The following is an 18,419-nucleotide window of genomic DNA, read 5'->3' on the forward strand; positions in this document are numbered from 1 at the left end:
ATTATGAGAAAGCAATTACCCAAGAATAAAGGTGTGACCTTGGCAATGGTCCTCATCTTTTTATTAATACTAACCGTGCTAGGTGTAGCAAGTATGTCTGATTCGGTTATTCAGCAAAAATCTTCGACCAATGTTTATCTGGAGAATGAAGCATTTCACGTTGCTGAAAGTGCAGTAAGTGCAACCATATACTGGGATGAAATCGCAGGCAATGCTCTTTACGGTACAAATACTTCAGAAACCGAGGTTGGGCAGGAATACTGCTTAGGTTCCGGTGGAGAACTAACGGCAGTTGATGACGGAACTGCCTGTGCAACAGCATTTGAGGGCAATGCAAACGTTATTGCCTACTCTCGCGTTGAGTACCTTGGTTGTGGAACATGCCCCAACTTTGAGTTGGGTGTATCGCCAAGTATTGGCTGTAATGCCTGGAAAATTACCGGTGATGCAACTGTTGCCGAAAAGACTAATGTCGCTGTTCAAAGCTGGGTCACGAAAGTGGGTGGCTGCTTCACAGCGGGTAAAGATTTAGAACTAACTCTATAAGGTGTTGCTATGAAAAAGTTTATATCGCAATTGCTTAAAGGTGCGCTACTCGGACTTTATGTAGCTACACCTTTTGCTTTCACGACAGCGCATGCTGATGATACTGAAGTTTATTTCCTTGATGGAAACTCGCTGGCGCTACCTAAGCCTAAAATCATGATTGGTCTTGATTACTCTTCGGCCATGAATGGTGGAGGTTTGCTTGATCAATTAAAATCTGCTTTGAATAAACTAGCTAATGACCCTACTGTCAGCGAAAAAGTTGATTTAGGCTTAACATTAATTGGAAAAGGGCCAGGAAATAAAGGACCAGAGGCTGCTGTTGTATACCCTACAATTGCTTTTGATGCGCCAACTAGCCCGACTTTTGAGGAGGTTGTCGACTCTCTTAGTTTAAGTAGCACGATTTCAGGTAATACTCCAACGGTACAGGGCATGTCTGAAATTGCTCGTTATTTTACAGGCGGTCTTCCTAAATATGAGACTGGCGAAACTCACCCTAGAGCAATCTTTGATGGTCGCTATACTGGTAACAATGATCCAGGTTGTACTAATGCAATGGTTGTTTTAGCTCGAGGACAAATCAATGGTAATGAGTGGCCTGGGGATGTTGCTAGCATTGTACCTGAGTCATACTGTGGTGGTGATTGTGATGATTCAGATCTTGTTCGCTATATGCGTGAAGTTTTAAATGTTCAAACCTACTCAATTGATCCGGGTGCAACCGGTAGAAACGCTGCTAACCTTGATAACTGGGCAAGAGAGGGCGGTACACAACAAGCGATTGATTATGATGCATCGACTCCATGTGAAGCTGAAGGTGGCTTATGCCAAATTTTACGCGACATTATTGAGCAGGTAGCAGCACAAGGGACTAGTTTCGTGCAGGCCGGTGTGACTGTAAGTCAACAAAACCGTTTGAATCATGATAATCACCTTTACTTTGCGCAGTTCCAGGCGGACAACATTGCTCGCTGGCCTGGTAACCTTAAGAAGTACAAAATTAGTGGTGGTAATCTGGTTGACCAGCCCGGAGACTTAGCTGTAAACCCAAATACGGGATTATTCAACGAGGAAAGAGATGACATAACAAACCAAATTACTAGTTCCTGGAGTATTTGGTCTGATGCTGCAGACGGCAACCAAGTTGAACTTGGAGGTGCTGCAGCGGAGCTGGATCAGTTCTTGGAAAGTCAGCCTGACCCATATTTTCCTCAGTACAACACTTACGTCGATTGGACAAGAACCCTCTATACTGACATCAATGGCGCACTTAGTTCAGTTAAAGATTCGACGGGTAAAGCTGACTTTCTGATGGATGGAGCAACAGATGAAGAGTTTCAGGACATTAAGGATAGAACTCTGGGCTTCAGTAGAAAGGATGTCGCGATACAGTTAGATGCACCTTTAACGTATACAGATCCCGACACGGGAACAACAGTTACAGTCGCTGAAACACAATATGTGATTGAAGATGTAGCCCAGTCAGAGCGTTTAGTGGGAGACCCATTACATAGTGTACCTAAAGTTGTTCAGTACAACGATTACGACGACAGTACTGATGATAAATCCGTAGTGTTTATGGGAACCAACCTTGGTTACCTGCATGCGATTGATATTAGTAATGGTTCAGAGCTTTGGAGTTATATCCCTTACGATATGCTTGGAAAGATGAAAGAGTTCTTAGTTGATGTTCCGATTGATGGTAATTCATTCCTGCATAACTATGGGTTAGATGGTGAAATATTTATTGCCCACGCTGATTCTAACGGGAATACTCGCATAGATTTAGCAGACAACCCCGCTACTGAAGAAGTAGAAACGGCAGAAAAGGCATTGTTATTCATCGGCATGCGTCGAGGCGGTAATAACTACTATGTTTTGGATATTAGTACACCAAATCAGCCTAAATATCTTTTCAAAATCGAAGGCGGAAGTTCTGGATTTGAGACTCTAGGACAAACCTGGTCAACCCCACTTGTTACCAATATCGAAGACGCCAGTCAGCCGAATGGTGTCAGAACTGTGGTGATATTTGGTGGTGGCTACGACACGGCAGTTGATCAGCTCTTTGATCATGATGGAGATGGTAATAAAGATCATGATCTTACAGGGACTGATTTCGATGGTTCTGAGTTTAACGGAACAGTAAGTAAAGGAAATGACGTCTTTATTTATGACATTAACAGTAAATCAGTACTATGGAAGTTGTCTGAAGCATTGCCAACTTTGCATTCGCAGTTATCTGCGGTACCGGCAAATATACGTGCGATTTCGTTAAATAATGACACTACTGTTGACCATTTATACGTCAGTGATGTAGATGGCCAGATATTCCGCTTGGATATTTTTGAAGATGAAACTGATGGCTTTAAAATTACGGGCGGTCAAATTTTTGATGCAAACTATGGTGTCCTAACAGAGAAAGACAAGGCTCGATTCTTCTATGCTCCTTCTGTAGCTTTTATTCCTCGCCCGAATGGTAATTCTTTTGTGGCAGTTGCGGTAGGAACAGGCTATCGACCACATCCTCTGAACACAACAATCCAAGATCATTTCTTTATGCTAAGGGATACGGGAGTACTACAAGAAACCCCTACTTATGACTTAATAACTTTTAAGTCAGGGGAAACTGATGGAGATTTGTTGGATGTAACTGATAAAGTGAATCCAACCAATAGTCCAGATATTGTTGCAGCGCAGGAACCAGCAGATCCTACGGCTGAGGCTAAAGATGGCTGGTACATTAAGATGACCGGTCTTCAGATAGCTACAACGAACCCCGATGGTAGTGTAAGCACTAAGGATTACCAGGGCGAGAAGGTTATTTCAGAAGCTAGAATTCTGTTTGGTAAAATAGTTTTCACCTCCTATGTGCCAACTTATGATTTCGGCACTGTGATCTGCTCACCTGTTGTTGGTAGTGGTAAGTTGTATGGTGTTAATCTCATTGATGGAACTTCATTCTTCGATGAGTTCAACAGAACCATTGATCTAATTAGTGACGGTATCCCACCAATGTTCCAGTTGTTGTACACGAGTGGAGCGAATACTTCAGGCGGTGACGATGCGGCATTTATTGGTCTAGTTGGTAACGAAGTCATAGATGACGCCTTTACTGAGGCGTTAACCAAGGGGTATGATGGAGTTATACGTGTTAACTGGCGGAAGAAACCTGATGATGAGTAAACAGAACACTAAAGCATTTACAATCATCGAACTGATGACAACTGTTGCAATTGTGGCCATTATGGCTGCAATTGCCGTTCCGGGCATGAGAAACCTGATAATGAATAATCGCTTGGTCGGTTTTAGTAACGATATTGTTAGCTCGGTATCAGCGGCTCGTAATGAAGCCATTGGTTCACGTCAGCAGGTAGCTATTGAGCCAAATGGTGGCGATTGGTCTCAGGGCTGGCGAGTTTTCGTCGATGCTAACGATAGTGGTACATTCGATGCTGGTGAGGAAATCGTAAGAGAAATTGAAGCCTATCCAAGCTCTATGAGTGAGAATGCTTCACCAGGTAATAATATTGTTTTTACCTCTAGAGGCATTATGAGTAATCTTGGTGGTTGGGGTACATTGACCATTTGTGATGATCGAGGTGCTGGGCGCTCGATTAATATAGCTGGTGCTGGCAATGTTACTGTGTCTAAAATTGATGTTGGGGGATGTTAACTTTGAAAAGAAATAGAATTAAAGCATTTACCTTAATGGAAGTCATGATTGTGGTTGCCATTGTTGCTATCTTGGCAGCTATTGCGGTGCCGATGTACACTGAGCAGGTCAAAAAGGGCAAGCGAAATGATGCGATGCAAGCACTACTTGCGGCATCTGAAGCAATGGAGAGATATAAAGCTGCAAATTTCTCATACAATGGAGCTGTTCTGGGTGACTTCTTCAATACACAAGTGCCAGTTGATGGTGGTGCCGCGTATTACACCTTGTCTCTTGAAAACTTATCAGCAACAACATACAGGATAAGAGCTGCTGACACTGGCTCAATGGAAGGAGATGGTGATTTAACCATAAACCAAGCTGGACAGAAGACATATAACGGAAATCCTAACTGGCCTGACTAACCGATAGAATCTTTATACCTACAAGCAATATTGTATCCAACCCGTTCTGTGAACGGGTTGTTTTTTATACAAAACCCTACAATTTAAATACATATCTCAAATAGTACACATCTCTTGAATCTCTAGAATAAATCCGGCAATTGGTGGAACCTTAACAGATTGAGGGAGCTATGAGCTGGGGTAGTGAAGTTACAGTTGGGATGCAGCGTGTATCCATTAATCAAGGACACTTTCAGAAACAAGCTGGATTTGGCCTTGTTGAATCATTTATTAGTATTATCTTATTAGCAGGCTTTTTATTAAGTGCTTGTCATCTTTTACTCAATCTATTTTCCTCTAAGTTACTTGATGAAACAGCCTCTAAGTTAATTGACTCTTTCCAAAAAGCTCGCCAGTTAGCGATAGAAACTAATACTAGTATCCAAATAACAGCAGTGAATAACAGTTGGGGCAATGGCTGGGAACTAATTCCTTTGGATTCTTCTACAAACAGCTCTGCAGTATACAAACAGGAGCAACTTGCTGAGCCTGTTGTCTTTGTAGGCCATCAGCAACAATCCATCATATTTAAATCAAACGGTATGACCTCAAATTTGAATCCCTTAGGTGATAGCGGACTTATATTTTGTAACGCTAATGGCAAAGGCAGGAGGTTAACCATGCTTGCATCAGGAAGGGTGCAGGTCAGTAATATTAAACAAGAGTGTGGGGTTTCATCATGATAAAACAAGCGGGCTTTTCTTTAATGGAAGTGCTCATCACCATTCTCTTGGTGAGTATAGGTCTGTTGGGGTATGCAGCTTTGCAAATGGGCGCATTAAACAGCTCTCTGGATTCATTCTCGCGTTCGCAGGCAAGCATAATTCTCGAAGATGCGGCTGCTCGTATTCGTAATAATGCAGAGTACATGAAGAATGATTTCGGGTTAGCAAATGCCTATACCGGAGATGTTGCATCTAAGTCTGTTTATCAATGGTGTGATATTGAGAGTGGCATTATCCCAGAAGCATCTTGCGACTCCGATTCTAACTGTTCTATGAGTGACTTGGCCAAACAGGATATTTTTGAGGTTTGTTCCAGTTTGGTTGATACCAAAATTCCTACGGGAATAGTAGGTGCTAGTTGTTTTGATCGCGACGAGACTGGCGACACTGATAAATGTAGCTATGGTTCGCGTATGTCGCTGTTCTTAGCCTGGAAAGGTACTGAGCGCGAAGATGTCAGCGGAAAAACTGAATACAGTCAAAATACTCGTTGTCAAAGTGAACTTGGATTAGACAGTGATTACGCCTGTGTCCAGTTGGAGATAGTTCCATGATTAATTCAAATGTGAATCGGGTATCGGCAACTAATTCATCAATGGGAAAACAGTCTATGAAGCCTTTAAGCCGTTCTAACACTAAGGCATTTACGTTAGTTGAAATGATGGTTGCTATGTTGATTGGCCTTATTATCATCGCTGGAATCGTGATGTTATTTGTTTCTAGCAAACAAACATACCGTCTCAACACTGCAATGACTCACGTTCATGACAATGGACGTTTTGCCATGAACTATCTTGTCAGTGATTTGCGAAAAGCAGGTTGGGTTGATAGCGATATTGTAACTGTTGATGGCCATAGCTTGGCTGCACCATTTGATCAGCTTACAGATAATATCGAAGTAACCGGCGGACAAGCCTCAGACGGTTTAACTGTTCGCTATTATGGTGAAGAAAACTGTATAGGTGATAAGCCTGCTGATGGAATAGTAAGAAATCAGTATCAGCTCCAAGCTACTGCCGATGGCTTGCCTGAGCTGAAGTGTAACGGTGCCAGCTTAATTAAGAACGTAGAAAGTTTCCAGATTAGATACGGCGTACTAACTGCCAATGGATTGCAATATGTAACCTCTGACTCAGTAAGTGATATCTCCCTTTTACAAACTTTGCAAATAGCATTCTCAGTCGCATCTGACGAGAAAAATGTCATTGATAAAAATGTTAGCTTGAATGGTGTTTTGGATGAAGGGCCATACTCATTCAATGACGGACGATATCGTAAAGTTTTCACGAGCACCATTGTGTTAAACAACAATGGGCATCAACCACCAGATTCGTTATTGGTTTCGGAGTAGTTCTATGACTAATAATCAAAACGGCTTTTCGTTAATCATGGGCCTGATTATTTTGGCCATAATGGCACTGTTAGGTGTTTCTATTATGTCTTCAGGCATTTCATCGCAAAAAATTGCGGTGGTTAATCAGGAAGACACTATGGTTTTTCACGCTGCCCAGACTGCTAATAGTTCCTATGTCAGCACCTACCATTATGACGCTTCTCATATAGTGGAAACAGCTGAGGACGCCTATTGGGATACCTTGCCAGCTCCAAAAAACGGTTATGTGCAATGCACTAATGAGTATGGTGATTTGGTTGATTGCGATTCAGATGTGAGACTTGAGTCAGACAAGATTCTAAAAGCAAAGGTAGAAGCTTTTTATCACGACTGCGAAACTGCGGCTCTAAAATGTTTGGGTAATTCCTGGGATAACACAGGGTTAGGTTGCCATTCATTCCAATTGATTGGTGAAGGTAACCTTGATGTTAATAAAAATGATGTCGCTGATGTCGGCGAAGCAAATACTCATATTGAAGAGTGGGTAAGTGCTGTGCGTAGTTGCAATAAAACGCTTTAAGTGAGGGGATTATGATTATTAAAAAAAGTTTAATAACAGCGCTATTGATAATTACAGGCTTAATGCCTGTTTTATTGCAAGCAGACGATACCGAAGTGTATTTTGGACAGGCTAAAGACGTTAATTTGCTATTAGTACTTGATGTTTCTGGTTCAATGGCATTCACAACTGAAGAGTGCAGATTTGATAGAAGAGGCAATCCATATCCAAGTTGTTATCCCGGAAGTGGGGAGCAATCGCGCTTAGATATTATGAAGGAGGCTTTGGATTTATTTCTGAATGATTTACCTGATAATGTGAAAGTAGGTATTCTTACATACTCATCTGGTGAAAATATTGCGCTTCAGCATGAAATAAAAAAGCTAAGTGAAAACAACCACAAAGCGGTGTTGTTAAATACTATTGATGGGCTTGATGCAAATGGCGGCACTTTGACAGCAGGTGCATTATATGAGGCTGCTAGTTATTTCCGCGGAGAATATGATGGGCTTTCCTCTCCTATAACACCAAGTTGTGGTAATGCTAGTAACATAGTTTTCCTTACAGACGGGCAACCCAATAGTCTAGATTACAGCAATTACAAATATTGGAATGAAATAAAGAATTTGACTGGAGAAAGCTGTTCTTGGAGAGATGATGGTAAAGAGTGCTCCCAAAATCTTGCTAGGTATTTGTCATCAGTAGACCAACTTGAAAATATCATTCCTTCGACAGTCAAAACACACACTATTGCATTTGCTCTTGAAGATGCTGACGCTAAGAACTTTTTAGAAGGTGTTGCCGAGGCTGGAAGTGGAAATAGCTATACCGCAGACAGTACAGCCGGCCTAGTTGACGCTTTTAAGTCTTCTATTGAAACCGACATTGAGCAAAGTATGATGGTTGCTCCAAGCGTACCTTTTAGTCAAAGCAACCGCTTAAATAGTAGTAATGAGCTTTTCCTTGCTATGTTTCAGCCTGCTAAAACTCAGTTCTGGCATGGTAATCTCAAAAAATATTATTTAAAAGACGGAAATGTCGTTGATAGCAATGATGCTGTTGCAGTGGATGATAATGGTCAATTTCTAGAATCAGCTTCAAGCGCCTGGAGTCTACTAGATGGTAATAAGTTGGCGCTTGGTGGTGCTGCGCAAGCCATGGATATGCCGCGTAACGTTTATTCTAATATCCTGGAAAAAAATCTCTGGACGCAAAAGAATAAGCTCACTACAACTAATAATAAAATCACGCGCTCACTGCTTGGCCTGCCTGCGACGGCCACCGATACTCAGTTAAACAGCCATATTCAGTGGCTATTTAATGGTTCTGTGGATATAGACACCAACGATGATGATGTTATGGACAGAAGCATTAATCGTTACGGTGATCCACTTCATTCAAAACCTGTTGTGGTTGATTATGCAGACAAAAGCTTGTTGTTCATGGGCGATAATGAGGGTTATTTGCATGCAATAAATTCAGCTGATACTAGCGGTAAAGAAGAATGGTCTTTTATACCTCGTCAGTTATTAAAAAATACTGCTGCTTTGGTCGAAAACAATTCATTGGCCAGTGTTTCTAGCCGCATCTATGGCCTTGACGGTGATATTACTGTTTATCATCAGGATGGAAACCGAAATGGCAAAGTAGATAATGGTGAAAAAGCTTACTTGTATATCGGAATGCGTCGTGGTGGTAAGAACTACTATGCGATTGATATTTCTGATTCGGCAAGGCCACAGCTCATGTTTACTATTACCGGTGATTTAGCAACCTCGGAAGAAACTACTGCTGGTCTTAGTTGGGATACTGTTCATTATTATGAGGGACTGGGACAAACATGGTCCAAGCCAATCATCGGTCATATTAAGTGGAAAGGCGGCAAAAAGTTAGTCATGATCTTTGGTGGTGGTTATGATGCTCAGAATCAGGATAAACATGGACTAGAAGCCAATACACCCGATACCGTTGGTCGTAATATCTTTATTGCCGATGCAGTTTCAGGGCAAATGCTTTGGAACGCTAAAGAGAATGCCATTGATCGAAGAGGTGGGGATTTCGCTAATCTGCTAACTAACAGTTTTGCAGCAGATCTCTCAGCCGGTGATTTAAGAGGCAGTGGAACATTTGAACATATCTATGCAACAGATACGGGCGGCCAGCTATTCCGTTTTGACATTACTCAAGAAGATAAAAACAGTAATACTCAGATTTATGGCGTGAAAGTTGCCGATATCGCCGGTACAGGAGTCGCAGGCAATAGACGATTCTATAATCGTCCTGATGTATCTTTTGTAAAGCTTCGTGGTAAAACAATGGCGCTTATAGCCGTGGGTTCAGGCTACAGAGCCCATCCTCTGGCTGAAGATACCAATGATAGATTCTATGTGTTTTATGACAAGAATATACTGGCTGGGGGCTACCCTGACCAGGTGCTTAATGAAAGTACTCTCTATGATGTGACTAATAAAATTGATACTGATCCTAATGATGAAACTAAAGGTCGATACGTTGGAATATTTGATATTTTAGATCATGAAACAAAAAATAATGGTTGGTATATCAGACTTGCTGATGGAGAGAAGGTTCTAGCTGATGCTTCAACCATTAACTACCGAGTACTGTTTACTACCTTTAAACCCGGCTCAGATGAGGAAAATACCTGTAGCGCCGTTGCGGGGCAAAATAAGTTATACACTGTGAGCGTACTTGACGGAAAGCCCACATTCTTCAAGAAAAATAATCAGAATGGTGAGTTTGTTGAGTATGTACGATCGACTAACTTAGGTTTCCTAGGTATTGCACCTGAGCCAACTATTGTTTATCCAGACGATGGTAATGGTGGTGCGGGAGATGTTGTTAAGCTGGTTGGTCTCGAAGTTATCTGTAGTGGGGCAGAATGCGACTATTTAAACGAATTAAATACAGTTAAATGGCGCGAGTTGACAAAGAAAGAGCTTGAGCAACTGAAGAGCAACTAACTTATTGATATTAAAGATGAAAGCTCTGGCTTGCGAATTGCCCCGTGTCATGTAGAATTATGTAAAACTACAGGATACGGGGATTTTCTGTGCGCGCAAAAGTCATTAGTTTTGTCCAAATGAAAGGTGGGGCAGGTAAAACCACTTTATGTGCCAATATTGCCTCAACTTTGTCTGATAAAAGCAAAGTCCTGATGATCGATACTGATCATCCACAAAGCTCTCTCGAAACATGGTATCGTGTCCGCGACGAGCAGTATCTCATTGAAAACATGGATGTTGTATCATCCAAGAACCTTGCACACCTGCAAAAGCAAGTTCGTGAGAATACTGATTTATATGATTACATCCTGATAGATGGACACCCAAGGATCACAAATCTAACCAGGGCAGTTGTCCTATTGTCTGACCTGGCGCTTATCCCTCTCAGCCCTTCGCCAATAGAAGTCTGGTCAACAAAACATCTTGCAGAAATAGTTGATGAAGCTAGGGGATTGAATCCTAATTTGGAAGCCAGAATTTGCTGGAATCGTTACCGTGTTAGAACTAACTCTGCGGACAATGTTGTTGCAAACGCTAAGCAGGAGTTAGGAATGGAAGACTTTCCAACAAAACTAGGTAACCGAGTAGCTTATCTAGACTCTTTTGCCGAGGGATTGACTGTAGCAGAATGGCATGACCCTGCAGCAAAGCTTGAAATTTGGTCATTAACTTCAAATATAGAACGACTAATATCTCAGCTTCCTAAGTCCAGACTTAAAACTGAAAACCAGGTAGATAGGTTTGCTAAGGGGAAGTAAATACTAAACGCTCATTTATGACCGTTGATTATTATTAGAAAATAAAACTGTTGACCCTGAAAATAAATTGGTTTAGATTGCAAGACATGAATATGAATATCGCACAAAACATCTGGTGGTGGCACGTTACTTAGTAGCGGGCCTTTTGTTGTTTGTAAGATATTAATACGACACAAGAATTTAAGAAGCCCGCAAAAGCGGGCTTTTTTTATGCCTAGAGCAACTGGATAAAGTAATAGCAGATATATACGACAACTGAAACTGAGAAATTAACTATGACAATACCTGCAAAAATTAAATCATTCCTAACGACAAACTGGTGGTGGTTCGACTAGGGCGGGGTATTGTCTTTTGAAAGACGATAAAGCCCGCCATTGCGCGGGCTTTTTTTATGTCTGTTGAATTTGTACCAGCCCAGTAACGGGGTGAAGTAAAAGATTATTACGACTTAAATTACTTATGAGGAACACATTATGATTATTATTCTTCGACCAGATGCTTCCGAGCAAGATGCACAGGAGATACTTCAGAAGATCGATACTGCAGGTTTGAAACCTTTGCATATGCCAGGGGTTGAGCGAACCGTTATTGGTGCTCTTGGAGATGAGCGAGTGCTGGAATCACTACACCTTGAGAATTTGCCCCAAGTAGATTTAGTAAAGCCGGTACTGAGCAAGTACAAGCTGGTTAGCCGTGAAATTTATGCCCAGGATACTGTAGTGCAGGTAGGCAACACTCCGGTTGGTTCTGAGCAATTTGCAATAATGGCCGGGCCTTGTGCCATTGAAAGTGAAGAGCAGCTTCTGGAAACGGCTCGTTATGTCAAGAATGCCGGCGCTACAGTTTTACGTGGTGGCGCATTTAAGCCTCGAACCAGTCCATACTCGTTTCAAGGCTTAGGTGTTGAAGGCTTAAAAATCATGTCACAGGTTGGCAAGGAAGTTGGGCTCGATACCATCACGGAGCTGATGGATGTGAATGACCTGGATGATGTTGCTCGCTATATCTCTGCTATTCAAATCGGTGCGCGAAATATGCAGAACTACACATTACTTAAAGCGGTGGGAGAGACGCAGAAACCGGTTTTGCTAAAGCGTGGCTTGTCGGCAACAATCGAGGAGTTATTACTGGCCGCAGAGTATATTGTTGCCAGTGGTAACCCGAATGTCATGATTTGCGAACGTGGTATCCGGACATTCGAAACCGCTACACGAAACACACTTGACCTTAATGCTGTCGCCTTTATCAAAGAACGTAGTCATCTACCTGTAATCGTTGACCCATCACATGGCACCGGTGTTCGTACTCTTGTTTCCCCTATGGCAAAAGCGGCTGTTGCCTGCGGTGCAGATGGGGTTATTGTTGAGTGCCATAGAAGCCCAAAAGAATCTGTGTCTGATGCGGCTCAAGCGCTATCTCCACAAGATTTCCATACATTGATGCAGCAACTTGCACCTTTCGTTGCAGCAAGTGGCCGTACTCTGGCGGAGGTGGCTCGTGCAAGTTAGTACCTTAACTAAAAAGCTACCATTGTCTTTGCTCCCCAGTGAGGTTTACGGTCTTCTGACACATAATGGGCAGAAAGCACATACGGTTTTATTAGAAACGGCAGAGCCGGGTACTCAGAAAAGCAAAAGAAGTATTAGTATGGTATCAGCCGCAGCCATTATCGAAGGTGTTAATGGCACCGTTACTATTTCTAGTCTGAACGACAACGGAGCAAGCTTCATCAAGGAATTAAGTAACGATAGCCACAATATTCAAGGCTTTAATAAAGATGTTGCCGATAGCAGAGTGACTTATTCAATTAAGCAGACTAGTGATGAACTGATCAGTGAAAGTCAGCGTCTGGTTCAGCAGACCATTGCTGATGTTCTCTTCTACATTGTTGAGCAGATAAAGAGTCATCAAAAAACAGATGATGCCAGTTCCTGCTTAATTGGAGCAATGAGCTTTGATCTGATTGACCAGTATGAATCTTTGCCTGATATAGAGAAGGACTCTCCTGACTTCAGATTCTATTTAGCGGATCAGTTGGTTATACAGGAAGATGATTCACAGACCGCTAAAATTATCGTCAAAGGATTTGCTGACAATGCTCACAACACAATCCGCCTAGGTACGGCAATTGATGCGATTGAGAAAAGGTTACACTCTTCGCAAGTTTCCCCGTCTTTAACCGCAAGTTCAAACAATCCGCGCTCAATAAGTTTACGTGACTCAGACTTTGCACCAGATGTTAGCGATGATGTATTTGCCGATAATGTTGGCAAAGTAAAACAGCACATTATTGAAGGTGATGCCTTTCAGGTAGTTTTATCAAGAACATTCGTTGCCGATTGCCCTGATGCATTCAAGGCCTATCAGGTGTTACGTCAAAGTAATCCAGGCCCTTATATGTACTACATTAATAATGGCAAAAGTCAGCTATTTGGATCCAGTCCAGAGAGCGCATTAAAGGTTTTTGATAGCAATAAAGTTTCACTTTACCCCATTGCAGGAACCAGAAAGCGTGCATTCAATTCAGACTCTTCAATTAATTTTGAGCAGGATGCAAAAACAGAGTTTGAATTAGTTAGCGATGAGAAAGAGAGTGCTGAACATATGATGTTGGTTGACCTGGCTCGTAATGATTTAGCAAAGGTTATCAAGGTTGGCAGTCGCCAGGTCACACAGTTGAAAAGAATTGTTAAGTATTCCAATGTCATGCATATGGTTTCAGAAGTCATTGGAGAGCTGCGTGATGACATCCATCCCATGCATGCTTATAGAGCCTGCGCCAATATGGGAACTTTGACTGGTGCTCCTAAAATTAAAGCCGTTGAATTAATTCGTCACATAGAGAAAAAGCCTCGAGGCTTTTATGGAGGGGCGGTTTGTATTTATAACGCTAATCAAGAGTTCGATAGCGCCATTATTATCCGTTCTGCAGAAGTCATTGATGGCAAGGCTTACGTATCTGCTGGCGCTGGAATTGTCTATGACTCTGTTCCAGAACTTGAAGCCAATGAAACTCGGCATAAAGCCATGGCGGTACTCAATGCCTGCTTAGTTGCACAGCGTGAAGATGAGGAGGCTGCAGCATGAAGGCGTTACTCATCGATAATTTTGATTCGTTTATCTATAACCTTGACTATGAGTTGCAACAATTAGGCTTCGAGGTGACGGTTGTTCGTAACGATGCTGATTACGATTTTGTCTCAGAAAAAGCTCACGATTCAGACTGTGTCGTATTATCACCTGGCCCAGGCAAACCTGCTGATGCTGGATGTTGTCCACAGTTGCTAAATGACTTTAAGGCTATCAAACCTATTTTGGGAGTCTGCCTAGGTCATCAGGCAATCGTAGAAAGCTTTGGCGGTGTTGTCGAAAAAGCTCAGCAAGTGGTTCATGGCAAGGTTTCTAATCTTAAACTGAAAGAAGCGTCAGCCCTATTCAATGGAGCTACTACCAGTATCGTTGTTGCGCGATATCATTCATTGGTTGCGACCAAAGTCCCCGATGAACTTTTAGTTACGGCAACCGCCGATGATGAAGTCATGGCTGTGCAACACATCAAGCATCCAATCTATGGTCTGCAATTTCATCCCGAAAGCATTATGAGTGTTGTAGGCCACAAGTTACTCGAAAACTTCAAAACGATTGTTGCTGACTTTTCCTCTACTTCAAAAGGAGCTAGCCATGATGCAGTTGCTTGAATCAATCTATCAGGGTGACAGTCTCAATTACGCTCAAGCTACAGAGTCATTCCAAGCTGTTTTAAAGGGGCAGGTTGAAGCTCCCGTTGTGGCAGCCATGTTGGCGGCACTAAAGACCAAAGGTGAGACAGTAGAAGAAATTGCGGGAGCTGCCTATGCACTACGACAGGAAGCTGTTGCATTTCCACAACGTGACTATCTGGTCAGTGATTGCTGTGGAACGGGTGGGGATGGTTTAAACACCATCAACGTTTCAACCATTGTCAGTATTCTGGCTGCCACGGCTGGCGTCAAAATGGTCAAGCATGGTAATCGATCAGTCTCGTCGAAATGTGGTTCTGCCGATCTCATGGAGCGCTTAGGTGTCAATATTCATCTAAATCCACCTAAAAGTAAGAAGCTGCTAGATGACACGAATTTTTCATTTCTTTTCGCGCCGGATTACCACCCAGGAGTGAAGCATGTCATGCCTGTCAGACAGTCGCTAAAAACCCGCACTATTTTTAATTTGATTGGGCCGCTAGCTAACCCTGCACTACCCGAAGTTCAGTTACTCGGTGTATACGATAAGCAATATTGTCGTCCGTTTGCTGAGATATTGAAAATACTGGGAGCAAAAAAAGCGTTGGTGGTTCACGGTTCTGGGTTGGATGAAGTGGCAGTTCATGACTCAACATATGCGGTTAGTTTGGATGATGGCAATATTGAAGAGTTACATTTAACTCCAGAAGATTTTGGCATTAGTCGGCACAGTATTGCCAGCATTCAAGCCGATAGCATTGACGATAACGTTCAATCCGCAATCAATTTACTACAAGGAAATGGCCCAGAAGCCCATCTTGATATGGTCGCAGTCAATTGTGGTACTTTGTTGGTTTTGAACGGACTTGCCCATGATTATACAACGGCGACCCACACTGCAAAGGAACTCTTGAGAAGCGGCAAGGCATACGAGCAGTTACAGCTAATCAAGGAGGCCTCCTATGCTTAACGTTCTTGAAACTATTTTGCAGCACAAGCGTGAGGTGATTGGAAACACGCCGGATTTTAATGAGCTTGCACCAAGTCAGCGTAGCTTCTATGACGCCCTAAATCAGCCGCATTATGGGTTTATCATGGAGTGCAAAAAAGCGTCTCCTTCAAAAGGACTGATTAGAGAAAGTTTCGACATTGAGCAAATTGTTCCAGTATATGACCAATATGCTGATGCAATTTCTGTGTTGACTGAGGAGCGTTTTTTCCGAGGTAGTTTTGCAAACTTGGCGAAAGCTCGTCTATTAACGGACAAGCCCATACTATGCAAAGATTTTATTCTTACACCAAAACAGATTCGACAGGCGCGCCACTTTGGTGCTGATGCCGTTTTACTGATGCTCTCTGTTCTGAATGACCGTGATTATCAAGCATGTTATGAACAGGCCAGTTCATTAAATATGGACGTGCTGACAGAGATTCATACTGAAGCTGAGCTTGAAAGAGCCATTCAATTAGGTGCCAAAATTATTGGCATTAATAATCGTAACCTGAAAGATTTATCCACCAGCTTTGAGCATACCAAACAGCTTGTCGATAAGGTGCCTGGTGATCGTTTAATTATTACTGAGTCGGGCATTTCTACTCATAGCGACGTACTTGAACTTTCCCAGTTTTCTGACGGCTGCCTGGTAGGGTCTAGCCTGATGAAGGAAGCTGATCTTGAGTGCGCTGCAAGGCAACTCGTTTATGGTGATATTAAGGTTTGTGGAGTTACCCAACAATCTGACGCTACAAAACTCGAAACACTACCAGCCAGCTCGATAGGCATCATTTTCGCACCATCTTCTAAACGGCGCGTAAGCGACACCATTCAAACATCCCAAAAGCCATTGGTCGGTGTATTTCAAAATCAGGAAACTGATGAGGTGGTATCCAAAGCGTTGCAATACCAACTTGACGCTATTCAGTTGCATGGCGATGAAACATTAGAGTTCGCAGAGACTATTAGACAGCAACTTCCCGCGCTTAAGATTTCTAAGGTTTTTCATGTTAGCTCTGAAGTTTCGAAGGATGAATTGGTAAGTGAGTTAGAACACCTGCTTGAGCACTATGATGAAATCTTATTAGATTCTATAAGTGGCGATGGTGAGAAAATTCAACGTGGAGGAACTGGCGTAACTTTTGACTGGTCATTACTTCAGGGCATTGAGTCAGAGTTATTGACGAATAATATACGTATCGCCGGTGGTGTCAGTTCGGCGAACATTCAACATCTTAAAGGAATGGGAATTACTAAGCTCGATCTTTCCAGTTCGGTGGAGTCGAGCCCTGGCATTAAAAGCCATGACTTACTGACTGATTTCTTTGTTTTGGCCAGGCCACAGTCGGGTCGCAAGTCTTTCAATTCAATCGCAACTCATTTAGACAAGCGGTCTACTGAAGTTGTAGCAACAGGAGTTTCTTCATGAATCAAAAAGTTAATACGCCAACTAATTTTGAATTTGAAGGTGCTTATATTGGTCAGTTTGGAGGGCAATTTGTACCTCAATTACTGATGCCTGCGTTACAGCAACTCCATAATGCATTTGAAGCATCGTTGTTGGATAACGACTTTCAAACTGAGTTAAAGCGTTTACTTAAAGAGTATGCCGGTCGGCCAACACCTGTCACTGAATGCACCTCTTATGCACGTATTAATCAGTCGCGAATATTTCTTAAGCGTGAAGATTTATTGCATGGTGGCGCCCATAAAACCAATCAGGTTCTTGCCCAGGCTTTATTGGCAAAAAAAATGGGTAAGCATCGAATTATCGCTGAGACCGGTGCTGGTCAGCATGGAGTAGCAACGGCTTTGGCTTGTGCACTCTTAGGCCTTAGGGCGACTATTTATATGGGTAAAAAAGACTGTGATCGACAGGCCCCAAATGTGTTTCGAATGCAACTGATGGGGGCCGAGGTTATTCCTGTCGACAACGGTAGTGCCAGCTTAAAAGATGCGATTAATGAAGCGCTGCGTGACTGGGCTTCGAGCTATGAAACCACTCATTATCTGTTAGGAACCGTTGCTGGACCGGCACCATTTCCAAAGATGGTTCGTACCTTCCAGAAAATTATTGGTGAAGAAGCGAAACAGCAGATGAAGCAGTTAATCGGTCGATTACCAGATGCTGTGATTGCCTGTGTCGGTGGTGGTTCAAATGCAATTGGTATCTTTGCCGATTTTATTAAGGATGAGCAGGTGCGGTTAATTGGAGTAGAGCCTGCCGGTAAGGGGCTTGATACCAATGCCCATGGGGCAACTTTATTGAAAGGACAAGAAGGTATTTTGCATGGTGCCAGAACCTATGTCATGCAGGATAAAGAAGGGCAGGTACAGGAGTCACACTCAGTTTCTGCCGGGTTAGACTACCCAGCAGTTGGACCTGAACATGTTCATTTAATGACATCGGGTAGAGCAGAGTATGTATCGGTGACTGATGAGGAAGCTCTCGAGGCTTTTCAGGAGCTTTCAAAAAGTGAAGGGATTATTCCTGCATTAGAGTCATCTCATGCCTTAGCTTATGCCAAGAAACTGGCAGCAGAATCAACAGAACCGCTTAATATTTTAGTGAACCTGTCTGGTCGTGGTGATAAAGACCTTGCTCATGTCATGAACATACTAAATCCATCAAATTAGCGT

16 protein-coding genes are annotated in these 18,419 nt (G+C 42.6%); all 16 read left to right on the plus strand.

Annotated features, from left to right (window positions below; translation table 11 throughout):
• Positions 1 to 3: 3 nt before the first annotated feature.
• The 16 genes from CW740_RS04570 (at position 4) to trpB (ending at position 18,416) form a co-directional block, all read left to right on the plus strand.
• Positions 4 to 546 (plus strand): pilus assembly PilX family protein, encoded by a 543-nt coding sequence (locus tag CW740_RS04570; protein ID WP_157826394.1) that lies wholly within the window; start codon positions 4 to 6, stop codon positions 544 to 546.
• 9 nt (positions 547 to 555) lie between these two features.
• Positions 556 to 3,735 (plus strand): pilus assembly protein, encoded by a 3,180-nt coding sequence (locus CW740_RS04575; protein WP_106646432.1) that lies wholly within the window; start codon positions 556 to 558, stop codon positions 3,733 to 3,735.
• A complete protein-coding gene (locus tag CW740_RS04580; RefSeq protein ID WP_188459749.1) occupies positions 3,725 to 4,225 on the plus strand; it encodes a GspH/FimT family pseudopilin in 501 nt (166 codons plus the stop codon). Before CW740_RS04575 ends, CW740_RS04580 begins: the two co-directional genes overlap by 11 nt.
• The gene (locus CW740_RS04585; RefSeq protein WP_106646434.1) at positions 4,219 to 4,629 is read left to right on the plus strand and encodes a type IV pilin protein; all 411 of its coding nucleotides are present in this window, start codon (positions 4,219 to 4,221) and stop codon (positions 4,627 to 4,629) included. Before CW740_RS04580 ends, CW740_RS04585 begins: the two co-directional genes overlap by 7 nt.
• A 170-nt stretch (positions 4,630 to 4,799) precedes the next feature.
• On the plus strand, positions 4,800 to 5,351 hold the full coding sequence (locus tag CW740_RS04590; protein ID WP_106646435.1) for a pilus assembly FimT family protein: 552 nt from the start codon (positions 4,800 to 4,802) through the stop codon (positions 5,349 to 5,351).
• The gene (gene pilV, locus CW740_RS04595; protein ID WP_106646436.1) at positions 5,348 to 5,947 is read left to right on the plus strand and encodes a type IV pilus modification protein PilV; all 600 of its coding nucleotides are present in this window, start codon (positions 5,348 to 5,350) and stop codon (positions 5,945 to 5,947) included. Before CW740_RS04590 ends, pilV begins: the two co-directional genes overlap by 4 nt.
• Positions 5,944 to 6,744, plus strand: a complete 801-nt coding sequence (locus tag CW740_RS04600) for a PilW family protein (protein WP_106646437.1) — start codon at positions 5,944 to 5,946, stop codon at positions 6,742 to 6,744. The genes pilV and CW740_RS04600 overlap by 4 nt, the downstream gene beginning before the upstream one ends.
• Before the next feature lie 4 nt (positions 6,745 to 6,748).
• Positions 6,749 to 7,306, plus strand: a complete 558-nt coding sequence (locus CW740_RS04605) for a pilus assembly PilX family protein (RefSeq protein WP_106646438.1) — start codon at positions 6,749 to 6,751, stop codon at positions 7,304 to 7,306.
• An 11-nt stretch (positions 7,307 to 7,317) separates the two neighbouring features.
• Positions 7,318 to 10,266, plus strand: a complete 2,949-nt coding sequence (locus CW740_RS04610; RefSeq protein WP_106646439.1) for a PilC/PilY family type IV pilus protein — start codon at positions 7,318 to 7,320, stop codon at positions 10,264 to 10,266.
• Positions 10,267 to 10,355: 89 nt separating this feature from the next.
• Complete coding sequence (locus CW740_RS04615; RefSeq protein WP_106646440.1) at positions 10,356 to 11,066, plus strand: ParA family protein; 711 nt, start codon at positions 10,356 to 10,358, stop codon at positions 11,064 to 11,066.
• 473 nt (positions 11,067 to 11,539) lie between these two features.
• Complete coding sequence (aroF, locus tag CW740_RS04620; RefSeq protein ID WP_106646441.1) at positions 11,540 to 12,574, plus strand: 3-deoxy-7-phosphoheptulonate synthase; 1,035 nt, start codon at positions 11,540 to 11,542, stop codon at positions 12,572 to 12,574.
• Positions 12,564 to 14,153, plus strand: coding sequence for an anthranilate synthase component 1 (locus tag CW740_RS04625; protein WP_106646442.1), 1,590 nt, complete (start codon positions 12,564 to 12,566; stop codon positions 14,151 to 14,153). Before aroF ends, CW740_RS04625 begins: the two co-directional genes overlap by 11 nt.
• On the plus strand, positions 14,150 to 14,764 hold the full coding sequence (locus CW740_RS04630; RefSeq protein ID WP_106646443.1) for an anthranilate synthase component II: 615 nt from the start codon (positions 14,150 to 14,152) through the stop codon (positions 14,762 to 14,764). Before CW740_RS04625 ends, CW740_RS04630 begins: the two co-directional genes overlap by 4 nt.
• Positions 14,751 to 15,755 carry an anthranilate phosphoribosyltransferase gene (gene trpD / locus CW740_RS04635; protein ID WP_106648022.1) on the plus strand — a complete coding sequence of 335 codons (1,005 nt, stop codon included), beginning with the start codon at positions 14,751 to 14,753 and terminating at the stop codon, positions 15,753 to 15,755. Before CW740_RS04630 ends, trpD begins: the two co-directional genes overlap by 14 nt.
• Positions 15,748 to 17,208: a bifunctional indole-3-glycerol-phosphate synthase TrpC/phosphoribosylanthranilate isomerase TrpF gene (gene trpCF / locus CW740_RS04640; protein WP_106646444.1), complete on the plus strand. Its 1,461-nt coding sequence runs from the start codon at positions 15,748 to 15,750 to the stop codon at positions 17,206 to 17,208. Before trpD ends, trpCF begins: the two co-directional genes overlap by 8 nt.
• Positions 17,205 to 18,416: a tryptophan synthase subunit beta gene (gene trpB / locus CW740_RS04645; RefSeq protein WP_106646445.1), complete on the plus strand. Its 1,212-nt coding sequence runs from the start codon at positions 17,205 to 17,207 to the stop codon at positions 18,414 to 18,416. Before trpCF ends, trpB begins: the two co-directional genes overlap by 4 nt.
• Positions 18,417 to 18,419: the final 3 nt, after the last annotated feature.

Source organism: Kangiella profundi, from assembly GCF_002838765.1.
In the GTDB taxonomy this organism is placed as follows: Bacteria; Pseudomonadota; Gammaproteobacteria; order Enterobacterales; family Kangiellaceae; genus Kangiella; species Kangiella profundi.